11 protein-coding genes are annotated in these 13,790 nt (G+C 73.3%); 8 read left to right on the forward strand and 3 right to left on the reverse strand.

Annotated features, from left to right (window positions below):
- Nucleotides 1-167: 167 nt before the first annotated feature.
- A complete protein-coding gene (locus tag K7C98_RS30920; protein WP_224195400.1) occupies nt 168-2,615 on the reverse strand; it encodes a hypothetical protein in 2,448 nt (815 codons plus the stop codon).
- 94 nt (nt 2,616-2,709) lie between these two features.
- Between K7C98_RS30920 and K7C98_RS30925 the strand changes: the two genes are divergently transcribed.
- The 5 genes from K7C98_RS30925 to K7C98_RS30945 all read left to right on the forward strand — a co-directional run bounded on the left by K7C98_RS30925 (nt 2,710) and on the right by K7C98_RS30945 (nt 10,079).
- On the forward strand, nt 2,710-4,740 hold the full coding sequence (locus K7C98_RS30925; protein WP_224195401.1) for a M61 family metallopeptidase: 2,031 nt from the start codon (nt 2,710-2,712) through the stop codon (nt 4,738-4,740).
- Nucleotides 4,741-4,841: 101 nt separating this feature from the next.
- Nucleotides 4,842-5,483: an Isoquinoline 1-oxidoreductase subunit gene (locus K7C98_RS30930; protein ID WP_224195402.1), complete on the forward strand. Its 642-nt coding sequence runs from the start codon at nt 4,842-4,844 to the stop codon at nt 5,481-5,483.
- The gene (locus K7C98_RS30935) at nt 5,480-5,947 is read left to right on the forward strand and encodes a (2Fe-2S)-binding protein (RefSeq protein ID WP_224195403.1); all 468 of its coding nucleotides are present in this window, start codon (nt 5,480-5,482) and stop codon (nt 5,945-5,947) included. The genes K7C98_RS30930 and K7C98_RS30935 overlap by 4 nt, the downstream gene beginning before the upstream one ends.
- Nucleotides 5,944-8,229, forward strand: a complete 2,286-nt coding sequence (locus tag K7C98_RS30940) for a xanthine dehydrogenase family protein molybdopterin-binding subunit (protein ID WP_224195404.1) — start codon at nt 5,944-5,946, stop codon at nt 8,227-8,229. Before K7C98_RS30935 ends, K7C98_RS30940 begins: the two co-directional genes overlap by 4 nt.
- 56 nt (nt 8,230-8,285) lie before the next feature.
- Complete coding sequence (locus tag K7C98_RS30945) at nt 8,286-10,079, forward strand: DUF4215 domain-containing protein (RefSeq protein WP_224195405.1); 1,794 nt, start codon at nt 8,286-8,288, stop codon at nt 10,077-10,079.
- Nucleotides 10,080-10,188: 109 nt separating this feature from the next.
- Here K7C98_RS30945 and K7C98_RS30950 read toward each other — a convergent pair whose 3' ends face one another.
- Entirely contained in the window at nt 10,189-10,503 is a 315-nt protein-coding gene (locus K7C98_RS30950; protein ID WP_224195406.1) for a hypothetical protein, read from the reverse strand.
- Between the two features lie 114 nt (nt 10,504-10,617).
- On the opposite strand from K7C98_RS30950, the gene K7C98_RS30955 reads away from it, so the two are divergent.
- Nucleotides 10,618-11,688: an alkene reductase gene (locus tag K7C98_RS30955; RefSeq protein WP_224195407.1), complete on the forward strand. Its 1,071-nt coding sequence runs from the start codon at nt 10,618-10,620 to the stop codon at nt 11,686-11,688.
- 82 nt (nt 11,689-11,770) lie between these two features.
- Here K7C98_RS30955 and K7C98_RS30960 read toward each other — a convergent pair whose 3' ends face one another.
- Nucleotides 11,771-12,241 carry a TraR/DksA family transcriptional regulator gene (locus K7C98_RS30960; protein WP_224195408.1) on the reverse strand — a complete coding sequence of 157 codons (471 nt, stop codon included), beginning with the start codon at nt 12,239-12,241 and terminating at the stop codon, nt 11,771-11,773.
- A gap of 19 nt (nt 12,242-12,260) precedes the next feature.
- Between K7C98_RS30960 and K7C98_RS30965 the strand changes: the two genes are divergently transcribed.
- On the forward strand, nt 12,261-13,427 hold the full coding sequence (locus K7C98_RS30965; protein ID WP_224195409.1) for a cytochrome-c peroxidase: 1,167 nt from the start codon (nt 12,261-12,263) through the stop codon (nt 13,425-13,427).
- 80 nt (nt 13,428-13,507) lie between these two features.
- A complete protein-coding gene (locus K7C98_RS30970; RefSeq protein ID WP_346660318.1) occupies nt 13,508-13,714 on the forward strand; it encodes an Rdx family protein in 207 nt (68 codons plus the stop codon).
- Nucleotides 13,715-13,790: the final 76 nt, after the last annotated feature.

Consider the following 13,790-nt stretch of genomic DNA (forward strand, 5'->3'; position numbering starts at 1 on the left):
CGAGGTACGCTGGGGCGAGCGGTGAGAATATGGCCCTCGGGACATATCGGGCCTGCCGGAGGCGAGTGGCGAGCGTATGTCCTAAGGGACAGGTCACCCGTCCCACGGGCAGGCGCCGGGGGAGCGTGGCCTCGGGGACATGTCTCATGTCCCGGAGGACAGGCGGCTCACCAGACCTGGACCTCGCCGACGACGGCGAACTCGTGGGCGCCGGTGAACACGCGCACGCCGTGCTCGCCGGTCTCGCCCTCGGGGACGGTGATCTTATAATTGGCGCTCTCGGTGCGGCGCATGCCGATCACGACCTCGTGCGGGCCGGGCACGATCTCGAGCGTGGGCACGTGGACGCGGAAGCGGTGCAGGAGGTAGTCGCCGGCGCGCCAGTACTGCGGGGGGTAGAGGTTCTCGACGAGGTCGTGGGGCAGCGGGTTGACGCGCGACAGCCGGCCCTGCTGCAGGCGGACGGTGATCTTGCTGCCGCTCGGCATCGGCTTGAGCGCGCGCAGGACCACGCGCAGCTCGACGTCGCGGCCGCGCACGATCGGCTCGTCCCACTCCCAGGCGATGACCTCGACGTACTCGTCGAAGCGCAGCAGCGTCTGGTGGGCCAGCGCCGGCGGCTCGTCGAACAGGACCCGGCCGATCGGGTTCATGTCGGCGGCGCCGGGCGGGAGGGTGTTGGCGACCAGCAGGACGTCGCGGTTGCTGGCGTCGAGCACGTACAGCGGGAACTTGCCGGCGCGCGCGGTCTGGTGCAGCGCCGCGAGCTCGCTGGCGCGCACCAGCGCGGCCGCCGGGGCCGGCTGGCGCAGCAGGGTGGCGAGCGCGTCGCGCGTGGTCAGCGGGACGCGGGCCTCGGCCGGCGGGCCGTAGAGGTCGAGGCCGGGGTCGCTGACCCGGTGCACGCCGAGCGCGGCCGGCAGCGCGCCCGCGGCCGACCACTCGGCCCAGCGCGACAGCGGGCGCAGCAGCGAGTACTGCTCGCTGGTGTGCGGCAGCAGCACGCGGCCGTAGCTCCACGCCTGGCGGCCGAGGCAGGCCACGACCACCGCGGCCGGCAGCCAGGCGGGCAGGCGGGCCCGCAGCTGGAAGAGCTTTCGGGACATGTTCGATGCACCCTGTCCTCCGGGACCTGGCGCGGAGAACATGGCCGCGAGCAGGAGGGCGAGCGCGGCCCCGCCGGCGAGGCCGGCCAGCAGGTCGGCGGCGCCGAGCTCGGCGGCGGGGTAGTTGTGCTCGCCCCGCGCGGGCACGAGCGCGGCGCCGACGCGGCTCGGGGTGCGGCGGGCGTCCTTGGCGAAGATCCAGCAGCCGGCGAGGGCGAGCACGAGGGCCAGCCGCCGCGCCGCCGCGGGGGTGCGCGCGGAGGTGAGGCGGGCGAACGCCGCCGCGGCGAGGACGGCGGCCGGGACGGTCAGCGGGACCGCGCGCGGGCCGTATAACAGGGAGGAGGCGCTGGCGAGCGCGAGCCCGACGGCGAACCACAGCGCCGGCCAGCGCGCCCGCCCCGGCTGCAGCAGGCCGAGCAGCACCAGCGGCAGCCACGGGAACAGCTGGTAGCCGCAGTCCTCGAGCGCGGCGTGGAAGCCCCGCACGTGCGGCCGCTCGCGCAGCACGAGGTCCTTGGCCGCGCCGAGCGCGGGGATGTAGCCCTCCCCCTGGTCGTACGCCAGCCAGCCGGCGACGCCCGCGGCCGCCACCGCCCCGACGACGAGGACCAGCCGCAGCGGCCGCTGCAGGCGCGAGGGGGGAGGCGAGGATGGCTGCGGGGACAGGTCTGAATCACCAGAGTGGGCGGACGGCGAGGACAGGCCTGCGGCGGGACGCGGGGATCCAGCGCCCGGCGATGAGGCATCGGCTGGCGGAAAGGACAGGTCTGCGGCGGGACGGGAGCCGGCGGACCCCGCGGGCGCGACGGTCAGGGCGGGCGGCGCGTCGGGCTGTTGGGACATGTCCTCGAGAGCATGCCCTTTCAACAATGTCTCGGAGGACATGTCCGATGGGGCAGGGCCCCACAACGCGGCGGCGAGCAGGGGGAGGGCGGCGCCGAGCCACAGGCCGGAGGCGGTGACGGCGAGGCCGAGGGCGAGGGCGCCGGTGGCGGCGAGGGCGAGGGCGCGGGTCGGGCGGGCGGCGGCCAGGGCGGCGGCGAGGAGCACGGCGGCGGCGGCGGAGCACAGCTCGCCGACCGGGTCGCCGACGGCGATGCGGCCCTGCGTGAGCGACAGCGGGAACGCGAGGGCGAACGCGCCGGCGAGCAGCGAGACCGTGGCGGAGAAGCCGAGCGCGCGGGCGAGGCCGGCGGCGAGCGCGACGAGGGCACAAGTGGCGATCGCGCCCGGGAGGCGGATCGCGGCCGGGTCGCCGGTGAGCGCGAGCGCCTGCGTCCGCAGGGCGTCGGGCAGCCACGGGCTGCGCTCGAGGCCCGAGAGGGCCGCGCCGAGTGCCGCCTGCGCGCGCTGCAGCGCCCCGATCTCGCCTTGCGACCACAGGCCGTGCGCGCCGTGACCGGGGACCAGGACCAGCGCCGCGACGGCGCCGCTGACCAGGGCGAGCGCGCCGGGGCCGGGGCGGGCGGACGCCGTACTGGAGCGCGAGGGTGGGGCGAGGGTCAAGGCGCCGGAGTGTACTCGTTTTCTCTGCCGCTCCGCCGGCACGAGGCGGGTCGCCGCGGGCGCCTCGGGGGGCACATCGAGTATCCTGCGGCGCATGCTGTCTCGCCTGACTTCGACGCGCCGGTTCGCCGCGGCGCTGGCGCTCGGACTCTTGCTGGTCGACCCGACGACCGCGTCGGCGGCCCCCGGGACCGAGGCCGCGGCCAAGAAGCTCGACGCGTTCGTCTACAAGGTGGCGATGGACGACCCGCACCGCCACGAGTTCCAGGTCGAGCTCAGCTTCTCCGACCTGCCGGGCGAGGTCACCGACCTGCAGCTGCCGCGCTGGAACCCGGGCGCGTATCGGGTCACCGAGGCCCACCGCAACGTGCGCGGCATGGTCGCCGAGACCAGCGGCGGCAAGCCGATCCCCGTCGTCAAGGTCGACGAGATCACCTGGCGCGTGAGCCACGGCGGGCAGCCCTTCAAGCTGCGCTACCGCGTCTACCGCGGCAGCTACAGCGGGATCGGCGGGGCCTTCCTCGACGACGAGTTCGGCTTCTTCAACGGCGTGTACCTGTTCCCGTACGCCGTCGGCCACAAGGACCGGCCGATCGAGCTGCGCGTCGAGGGCCTGCCGGGGGCGCAGGTGGTCTGTGCGCTGCCGCGCGCGGGCGGCGGCGGCAAGGCGTTCAAGGCCAACGACTACGACATGCTGGTCGACGCGCCGGTCCACGTCGGCAAGGTCGACACCGTCAACTTCAAGGCCGGCAAGGTCCAGTTCCACGTCGCGCTGCAGGGCATCGGCAACTACAGCGACAAGAAGCTCGCCGCCGACCTGACGAAGATCGCCGACGCGACCTACGCGATCTTCGGCGGCGACGAGGGCGTGCCCTTCACCGACTACACGTACATCCTGCACCTTCGGCCAGGTGGTCGCAGCGGCCTCGAACACCGCAACTCGACCGCGATCGGGCTCGAGCCGTGGATCTTCGGCGACCCGGCGGCCTACCGCAAGTTCCTCAACACCGCCGCGCACGAGTTCTTCCACGCGTGGAACGTCAAGCGCATCCGCCCCGGCGTGCTCGGCCCGTTCGCCTACGAGCGCGAGGTCCACACCAGCATGCTGTGGTTCTCGGAGGGCTTCACCAGCTACTACGCGTGGGTGATCCTGGCCCGCGCCGGGCTGGCCAACGAGGCCGAGGCGATGGAGGCGCTCGGCGAGCAGATCAGGCGCCTGCAGGAGTCGCCCGGGCGCAAGCAGATGACCGTCGAGCAGGCCTCGTGGGAGGCCTGGCTCAGGCCCGACGACGGCGGCAACAGCTACGTCGACTACTACAACAAGGGCATGCTCATCGCCCTCGCGCTCGACCTCGAGCTGCGCCGGATCTCCGGCGGTCAGCGCAGCCTCGACTCGGTCATGCGCGACCTCTACGCCCGCTGGAAGAACACCGGCGCCGGCATCTCGCCGACCGAGCTCGAGCAGACCTTCGTGGCCGCGGGCGGGGCCGCCGGCGCGGAGATCAGCGAGCTGTTCCGCAAGTACGTCCACGGCTTCGACGAGATCGAGTACGGCAAGCACCTGCGCCTGGCCGGCTACAAGCTCGACCCGGTGACGGAGGTCGGCGGCGACCTCCAGGTGGTGTTCACCGAGGCGAGCGACAAGGGCGCGCTGATCGAGCTGGTGCGTCAGGGCGGCGCGGGCGACAAGGCCGGGCTGGCCAACGGCGACGTGATCGTCGCCATCGACGGCCTCAAGCTGTCGAGCACGGCCGAGGCCAAGCGGCAGATCAAGGCGATGGCCGGCGGCTCGCGCCACACGTTCACGGTGCAGCGCGGCTCGCGGCTCATCGAGCGCGTCGCGGTGCCGGGCACCGGCGGGCCGACGACCTACAAGATCAGCCTCGACCCGGCGGCGACCTACGAGCAGATGGTGCTGCGCCAGGCCTGGCTCGGCTACTCCGCGCCGGCCCCGGCGGCCGGCAACAGCACCCTGCGCGACGCGGCGCTGAAGCTGTTCAACCAGGACCCGACCCTCGGCGCCGAGCCCGAGGACAGCTCGGTCGTGGTGATGCCGGCCGGCGGCAAGAAGAAGAAGGCGAAGAAGCCGGCGGCGAAGAAGCCGGCCAAGGCGCCGGCGAAGTGACGCTCGTCCGCTGAGCGCGAGCGCGGCGTGGCCGTCGCCGTCACCGCGTCGCGGCGGCGACGCCGGTTGCGCGCGCGCGAAAACCGATCACAAGACGGGCGATGCGACGGGCCGTCGAGATCTGCGCGGGCGCGGCGCTCGTGATCGGCGCCTGTCGCAAGGCGCCGACGCCGGAGCAGCAGCAGGCCGCGCTCCCGCCGGTCGAGCCGGACGAGCTGCGGCCGCTCGAGGTGTTCGCGGCGATCGCCGATCCGACCCACCGCTCGCAGGCGCTGTTCCTCGAGGCGGCGCGCGTGCTGCTGCACCCGCGCTGCGTCAATTGTCACCCGGCCGGCGACACGCCGCTGCAGGGCGACGAGGGCCAGCCGCACGACCCGCCGGTGGTGCGCGGGCCGGACAACGAGGGCGTGCCGGGGCTGCAGTGCGGCGGGTGTCATCAGGACGAGAACCTCGAGCTGGCGCGCGTGCCGGGGGCGCCGAAGTGGCACCTCGCGCCGATCGAGATGGCGTGGGTCGGGCGCACGCCGGCGGCGGTGTGCGAGCAGCTCAAGGACCCCAAGCGCAACGGCGGCAAGACGCTGGTGCAGATCGTCGAGCACGCCGCCCACGACGAGCTGGTCGCGTGGGGCTGGTCGCCCGGGCACGAGCGCGTCGCCGTGCCGGGCACGCAGGCGCAGTTCGGGGCGCTGATGGCCGCGTGGGTCGAGCTCGGCGCGGCCTGCCCGCGCGAGGAGGGGCCATGAAGATCCACCTGCACGTCAACGGCAAGGCGCACGCGCTCGAGCTCGACCCGGACATGCCGCTGCTGTGGGCGCTGCGCGACCACGTCGGCCTCACCGGCACCAAGTACGGCTGCGGCCAGGCGCTGTGCGGCGCGTGCGTGGTGCACCTCGACGGCGAGGCGGTGCGCTCGTGCGTGACGCCGGTGAGCCGGGCCGACGGGCGCGCGGTGGTGACGATCGAGGGCCTGTCGCCCGACGGCTCGCACCCGCTGCAGAAGGCGTGGGTCGAGCTGGCGGTGCCGCAGTGCGGCTTCTGCCAGGCCGGCCAGATCATGACCGCGGCGGCGCTGCTGAAGAAGAACCCGCAGCCGTCCGAGGTCGACATCGACACGTCGATGGCGGGCAACCTGTGCCGCTGCGGGACGTACCTGCGGATCCGCGCGGCGATCGAGCGCGCCGTCGCCGAGAAGGGCAAGGGCGGATGACGGCGAGGTCCGGGCCGCCGATCCTCCTGCTGCGGCGCACCTTCCTCGCCGGCCTCGGCGGGGCGCTGACCGGGCTCGCGCTCGGCTCGCGGGTCGGCGTCGCCGGCCCGGCGCTGCCGCCCGCGGTCGACGAGGCGGTCAAGGCGGAGGCCGCGGCGGAGGGCGCCGGGCTGCGGCCGAACCTGTTCGTGCACGTCACGCCCAACGGCGGCGTCACGATCGCGTGCGCGCGCGCGGAGATGGGCCAGGGCGTGCGCAGCTCGTTGCCGGTGCTGATCGCCGACGAGCTCGGGGCCGACATGCGGCGCGTCGAGGTCGTGCAGGCGCCCGGGGACCCGGCCTACGGCGACCAGAACACCGACGGCTCGCACAGCGTGCGCGGCTTCTACGACGCCCTGCGCAAGCTCGGGGCGTGCGCGCGGATGATGCTGATCGCGGCGGCGGCCGTGCGCTGGAGGGTGCCGGCGTCGACCTGCGAGGCGCACGACCACGCGGTGCACCACCCGGCCACGGGGCGCTCGCTCGGGTTCGGCGAGCTGGCGATCGCGGCCGCGAAGCTGCCTGTCCCGCAGGACATCTTACTGCGGCCGCGGGTCGAGCTGCTGCACGTCGGCAAGGAGCTGCCGCTGCTCGACGGCCCCGACATCGTCACCGGCCGCGCGATCTTCGGCGCCGACGTCAGGCTGCCGGGGATGTTGACGGCGGTGATCGCCCGGCCGCCGGTGGTGGGCGGGCGCGCGACGCAGCACGACGCCAGCAAGACGCTGGCGGTGCCCGGCGTGCGCCACGTGGTCCCGCTGCCGGCGCCGCAGCCCCCGTTCGCGTTCCAGCCGCTCGGCGGGGTCGCGGTGGTCGCCGACGACACCTGGTCGGCGCTGCGCGGCCGGGCCCGGCTCGAGGTCACCTGGGCGCCGGGCGCGAACGGCGACTACGACTCGTCGGAGTACTGCGAGGTGCTGCTCGCGGCCGTGAGCGCGCCCGGGCACGTCGTGCGCGAGGTCGGCGACGTCGTCAGGGCGCTGGGGAGCGCGAGCAAGCGGGTCGAGGCGACCTACCACGTGCCCCACCTGGCCCACGCCGCGATGGAGCCGCCGGTCGCGGTGGTGCGGTTCGACGGCCAGAAGTGCGAGGTGTGGGCGGCGACGCAGAACCCGCAGGCGGCGCGCAAAGAGGTCGCCAGGGCGCTGGACATCGCCCCCGACCAGGTCACCGTGAACGTGACGCTGCTGGGCGGCGCCTTCGGCCGCAAGTCGAAGCCCGACTACGTGGTCGAGGCGGCGCTGCTGGCGAAGGCGACCGGCTCTCCGGTGCGGGTGCAGTGGACGCGCGAGGACGACATCCAGCACGACTACTACCACACGGTCAGCACCCAGCGGCTCGAGGCCGGGCTCGACGAGGTCGGCAAGGTGGTGGCGTGGCGGCACCGCACCGCGTTCCCGCCGATCGGCTCGACCTTCACCGACACGACGCTGTCGGTGCCCGGCGAGCTGCAGCAGGGCGTGCTCGACGTGCCGCTGGCGATCGCCAACGTGCGGGCCGAGAACTGCGAGGCCAGGGCCCACACGCGCATCGGCTGGTTGCGCTCGGTGGCCAACATCTACCACGCGTTCGCGGTCCAGAGCTTCATCGCCGAGATCGCCCACGCCCGCGGCAGCGACCCGCGCGAGACGCTGCTCGAGATCATCGGCCCGCCGCGGCTCGTCGGCCTCGAGGAGCTCGGGGTCCAGAGCCTGCCGAACTACGACCAGCCGCTGGCCGAGCACCCGATCGACACCGGCCGCCACCGCCGGGTGATCGAGCGGGTGACCGACATGGCGCGCTGGTCCGACCGCGAGCAGAGGAACCGCGCGCTCGGCCTCGCGGTCCACCGCAGCTTCCTGACCTACGTCGCCTCGGTGGTCAGCGTCATCCGCGATCCGGAGGGTCGCCTGGTGGTCGACGAGGTGTGGACCTCGCTCGACGCCGGCACGCTGGTCAACCGCGAGCGGGTGCGCTCGCAGTTCGAGGGCGCGGTGATCTTCGCCCTCGGCCACGCGCTGTACGGCGAGATCACGATGAAGGGCGGCGCGACGGTGCAGAGCAACTTCCGCGACTACCGGCTGATGCGGATCGGCGAGGCGCCGCGGGCGATCCACCTCGACATCGTCGACAGCGACGGCCCGTCCGGCGGCGCCGGCGAGCCCGGCGTGCCCCCGGTCGCCCCGGCCCTGGCCAACGCGATCTTCGCCCTGACCGGCCAGCGCGTGCGCGAGCTGCCGATCGCGCGCTCCCTGAAGGTGTGAGGCGCGGGCCGTGGTTTGTCAGCCGCGGGCGCGGGCGCGGCAGTTATCCTGCGCGCATGCCCCGGCCTTCGCGCGCGCTGGTCCTCGCCCTCCTCGTCACCGCCTGCTCGGACGACGGCACCGCCTCGACCGGCAGCACGAGCGACAGCACGACCGACGAGGCGAGCACCTCGTTCGGGAACACGACGACGAGCACGACCGGCGTGCCGACGACCGGTGCGCCGACGACGATTGATTCGACGACGACGGGCACGACGGGTGATTCGACCACCACGAGTGATACGACGACGAGCACGACATCGACGAGCGACACGACGTCGACCTCGACGGGCGACACGACCTCGACCACCTCGACCACCGGCACGACCTCGACCGGCGACACGACCTCGTCCTCGACGACCACCGGCGACCTCGAGCAGTGCGGCGACGGCGAGCTCGATCCGGGCGAGCAGTGCGACGACGGCGACGACGACGACCTCGACGACTGTCAGAACGACTGCACCCTGCACACCTGCGGCGACGGCGTGGTCGGGCCGGACGAGGCCTGCGACGACGGCAACGACGTCGACGACGACGCCTGCGACAACGCCTGCCAGCTGCCGCAGTGCGGCGACGGCGTGCTCCAGCCCGGCGAGGCCTGCGACGACGGCATGTTCAACGCCGACGACGCCGCGTGCACGCTCGCGTGCAAGGCGGCGACCTGCGGCGACGGGCTGGTGTGGGCCGGTAACGAGGGCTGCGACGACGGCAACCTCGTCGACGACGACGCCTGCGCCAACGACTGCACCGCGGCGACCTGCAGCGACGGCCTGCAGAACAACGGCGAGACCGCGGTCGACTGCGGCGGGCCGAACTGCGCGGCGTGCGAGTTCGTGCTGCTGCTCGGCGGCAACGCCGGGGCGATGCTCGGCGGGCACTTCGGCGGCGCGGCGTGGACGCTGGCCGACATCGCCGCGCCGACGGTCGACGGCGTCGACCTCGCGATCACCGGCGCCGACGTCGGCGTCGGCGTGTTCCGCTACACCAAGATCGGCGACCCGGCCGACACCCAGCTGCAGTACGTCACCTGGCAGGACGGGGCGTGGTCGGTGCCGGCGCAGATCGGCAGCAACACGACGCGCGCGGCCCCGTCGATCAGCGCCGCCGGGGCCGGTGCGCACGCGGTCTTCCACGGCGACGACTTCCAGCACTACTACGCGGCCTACGCGGGCGGCGCGTGGAGCCCGACCGCCGAGATGGTCGGCAGCTTCGGCCCCGGGCCGGGCAGCGTGACCACGCTGGCGGGCGACGCGGTGCTGCTGTTCCACGCCGGCGATCTGAACAACCGCCTGTACTCGCGCCGGCGCACGGGCGGGTGGGCGCCGCCGGAGACGGTCGACGGCGAGACGAACGCGTTCGAGCGCCAGCCTGCGATCGTCACCCTCGCCACCGACCAGCTGCTCGCCGTGCACGCGCTCAACGGCGGCGGGCAGCTGCGCTTCAACACCCACGCCGGTCTGTGGGGCGCCGGCGCGGAGGTGCCCGGGGCCCAGACCTCCGCGCCGCCGGCCCTCGCGCCGCTGACCGGCGGCGACGCGGCGCTGGCGTTCCGCGGCAACGACGGGCAGCTCTACGTCGCGCTGTTCCAGGCGGGCGTCTGGCAGTCCGCCGCGGCGGTGCCGGGCAGCGGCACGATCCACGGCGCCCCGGCGCTGAGCCCCGGCATCGGCGCGGCCGACCTCGAGCTGGTGTTCCTCGACGGCGCGACGAAGCTGCCGCGGCACACCCGGCGGATCGCCGGCAGCTGGTCGGCGCCGGTCGCCGTCGGCGCCACGGCGCTCGAGAACGTGGCGCTGGCGCGCTCGCCGTGAGGCCGGAGAGACATGCCCTGGAGGGCATGCTCGTACGAACATGCTTATTCGGGCATGCCCATGCGAACATGTCCGATCGTGAGATCGATGCGCGGGGCGGCTCGCCGCCTCACCACATCGGCCAGTCCGCGGTCCTGAGCAGCGCGACGAGGCCCTCGAGGTCGGGCGCCTCGAACACGATCGGCTCGCCGGGCTCGGCGAGGTCCTCGGCGTTCTCGGGCATGAAGTAGCCGCGCTCCTTTAAAAAGGCGTCGGCGCGGGCGCGATCGAGGACCAGCGCGCGGACGCGCCAGCGGTCGTCCTCGCGGACGACGGCGTGGGAGAAGTGATGACCGCCGAAGCGGACCTCCTGCGCCCCTTCGGCGACGGCGCTGCGGAGACGGGCGATGAATTGGTCGAGGGACTCGAGCGGGCGAGGTGCCATCGCCGTGCATGGTCGGCGATCCGGGGGCGGGCGTCGATTGGCCGCGGTGGAGCAACAATGTGTTGCCGGCGGCGCATCTACTTCGGTAGCACGGCCGACACTACGTTGGACGGCATGGGCGAACTTCTCTACACCCCGACCACGCTCGGCGACCTCGAGCTGAAGAACCGCGTCGTGATGGCGCCGATGACCCGCAACCGCGCGCTCGGCAACGTCCCCAACGACCTGATGGCGACCTACTACGGCCAGCGCAGCGAGGCGGGGCTGATCGTCACCGAGGGCACTGCGCCCGCGCCGGACGGCCTCGGGTATGCGCGGATCCCCGGCCTCTTCAACGGCGAGCAGGTCCAGGGCTGGCGCGGCGTCACCGACGCGGTGCACGCGGCGGGCGGGCGGATCTTCGTCCAGCTGATGCACACCGGGCGGATCGGTCACGCGCTCAACCTGCCGCCCGGCGCGCGCGTGCTCGGGCCCTCGGCGATCGCGGCGAAGGGCGACATGTACACCGACCAGCAGGGCCCGCAGCCGTTCCCGGTGCCGCAGGAGATGAGCGAGGCCGACATCGCCCAGGCGATCGAAAGTTTCGCTCGCTCGTCCGGGCTGGCGCGCGAGGCCGGCTTCGACGGGGTCGAGCTGCACGGCGCCAACGGCTACCTCATCGATCAATTTTTGAATGCCGCCAGCAATCAGCGCCGCGACGACTGGGGCGGCAGCGTCGAGAACCGCGCGCGCTTCGCCCTCGAGGTGGCGCGCAAGGTGGCCGCGCGGATCGGGGCGAAGCGCGTCGGGATCCGCATCTCGCCGTACGGGGTGTTTAATTCCATGGCGCCCGACCCGGAGCTCGGCGCGGTGTACCTGCACCTCGCGCGCGAGCTGTCGGAGCTCGGGATCGCGTACGTCCACCTGGTCGACTTCGGCGGCAAGGTGGTGCCGGCCGACCTGCAGGCCGGGATCCGTACGGCGTTTAAGAAAGGGCGGCTGATCCTGTCGGGCGAGTACGACGCGGCCCGCGCCGAGGCCGACCTCGCGGCAGGGCGCGGCGACCTGGTCGCGTTCGGCCGCCCGTTCATCGCCAACCCGCGCCTCGTCAGCCGCCTGCGCGCCGGGCTGTCGCTCGCCGCCGGCGACCCCACGACCTTCTACACGCCCGGGGCGCGCGGCTACACCGACTACCCGGTCGAGTGAGGCGCGCCGCGCGGATGTTCGTCGGAGCATGTCCGTCAGGGCATGTCCCAGCGAGCATGTCTGGGCAGACATGCCCGTTCGGTCAGCGGAAGTCGGTGAGGTGGCGGCGGCTGCGGCCGCGGGTGCTGTTGGCCTGTTCGTCCTCGCGCTGGCAGGTGGCGCACAGGGTGGCCTCGGGCACGAGGAGCAGGCGGCGCTGGGCGATCGGCTCGTCGCAGGCCTCGCACACGCCGAACTCCTCGGGGTCGTCGGCCATGCGGCGGAGGGCGTCGTCGATCGCGGCGAGCGCGGCGGTGCGGGCGCGGTTGCGGTTGGAGGCGATGACCTGCGTCATCTCGACCAGCGGCGCGGCGTCCTCGTCGGGCCTGGTGACGACCTCGCTCTGCTCGAACTCCACCGGCACGTCGCCGCCCTTGAGCAGCTCGGCGCGGCGTTGCAAGAGGAGCGTCCGCATCGGCCCGAGCTCGTCCGGCTTCATCGCCGCGGCAGGATACTCCACGCCGGTCGCGGCGGCGAGTCGCCCGACTGCCGCGAGCTTGGGAGCCAGACTCATCTGGTGTAGGGTGCGGCGCATGCACGCGCGCCTGTCCCACCTCCGCTCCTCGCTCCACCTCCGCACGGCGCTCGCGTGCGGGCTGTGCACCGCGCTCGCGTGCGGCGAACCCGGCGAGGCGACGCCGAAGGGCGGCAAGGACGACGGCAAGGTCGCGGCCAGGCCCGAGGGCAAGGCGCCCGAGGCGCCCGCCCCCGCGCCCGAGGAGTACAAGTGGGAGCTGCCGCAGGGCGTGCGCGCGCCGGATGTCCCCGAGGACAACCCGATGACCGCGGCCAAGGTCGAGCTCGGGCACAAGCTGTTCATGGACAAGCGGCTCAGCGTCGACGGCACGCGCAGCTGCTACAGCTGCCACCAGAACGAGCTCGGCAACGCCGACGGGCGGGCCAAGGCGCTCGGCCCCGGCGACAAGGAGCTGCCGCGCAACACGCCGACGATCTGGAACGTCGCCTATCACGCGGGCCTGTACTGGGACGGCCGCGCGGCCAGCCTCGAGAAGCAGGCGATCGGCGCGTGGAAGGGCGGCAACATGGGCGTCGGCGAGGACAAGCTGGCGGCCAAGGCGGCGGAGATCGGGGCGCTGCCCGAGTACAAGGCCGAGTTCGCCCGCGAGTTCGCGCTCCAGGACGGCGAGCCGGTGCTGCCCGAGCACGTGGCCAAGGCGCTGTCGGCCTACGAGCGCACGCTCCTGTGCGGGGCGACGGCGTGGGACAAGAACAGCATGAACGAGGCCCAGCAGCGCGGCTGGGAGCTGTTCCGCGGCAAGGGGGCGTGCACCACCTGCCACAGCGGCGACAACTTCAGCGACGGCCTCTTCCACAACATGGGCATCGGCCTGTCCGACGCCGGCGAGGGGCCCGACAAGGGCCGCATGGACGCGTCGAAGGCCGAGGCCGACATGTACAAGTTCCGCACGCCGACGCTGCGCAACGTGACGCGGACGGCGCCGTACTTCCACGACGGCAGCGTCGCCGACCTGCGCGCGGCGGTGGTGACGATGGCCGGCGGGCCGAAGCAGCGCAAGGACCTCGACCCGAACTACGCCGACCGCGGGCTCAGCGACGCCGAGGTCGACGACCTGGTCGCGTTCCTCGGCGCGCTCGAGTGCCCGGGCTCGCTGGCCGTGATCGGCGATCAGGCGGTGCCCGGGATCACGAGCCCGCTCGCGGCGGCCCCCGCCAAGTGACGAACTTGGCCGACGCGTCGCACTCGCGCTACACATCGGCCATGCACATCGACATCTACTACTGCGTGCGCTGAAACTACCTGCCCCAAGCCACCGGTCTGGTGGCCGACTTGCAGGCCCGCTTCGGCGACAGGGTCACGTGCCAGGTCCACCGCGGCGATCGTGGCGTGTTCGACGTCGTCGCCGACGGCGACAAGATCTTCAGCAAGGATCAGCTGGGTCGCTTCCCCAGGCGCGGCGAGGTCGGCGACATGATCGCGCCGCTGCTCGCCCGCCCTCGCCGTTGATCCAGCAAGCTCGGCGGCATTCCGGCTATTTACGGCAAAATGCCCGTAAAAAGAACGCACAGACACGATCAGCGCG

Source organism: Nannocystis pusilla, from assembly GCF_020073745.1.
Taxonomy (GTDB): Bacteria; Myxococcota_A; Polyangia; order Nannocystales; family Nannocystaceae; genus Nannocystis; species Nannocystis radixulma.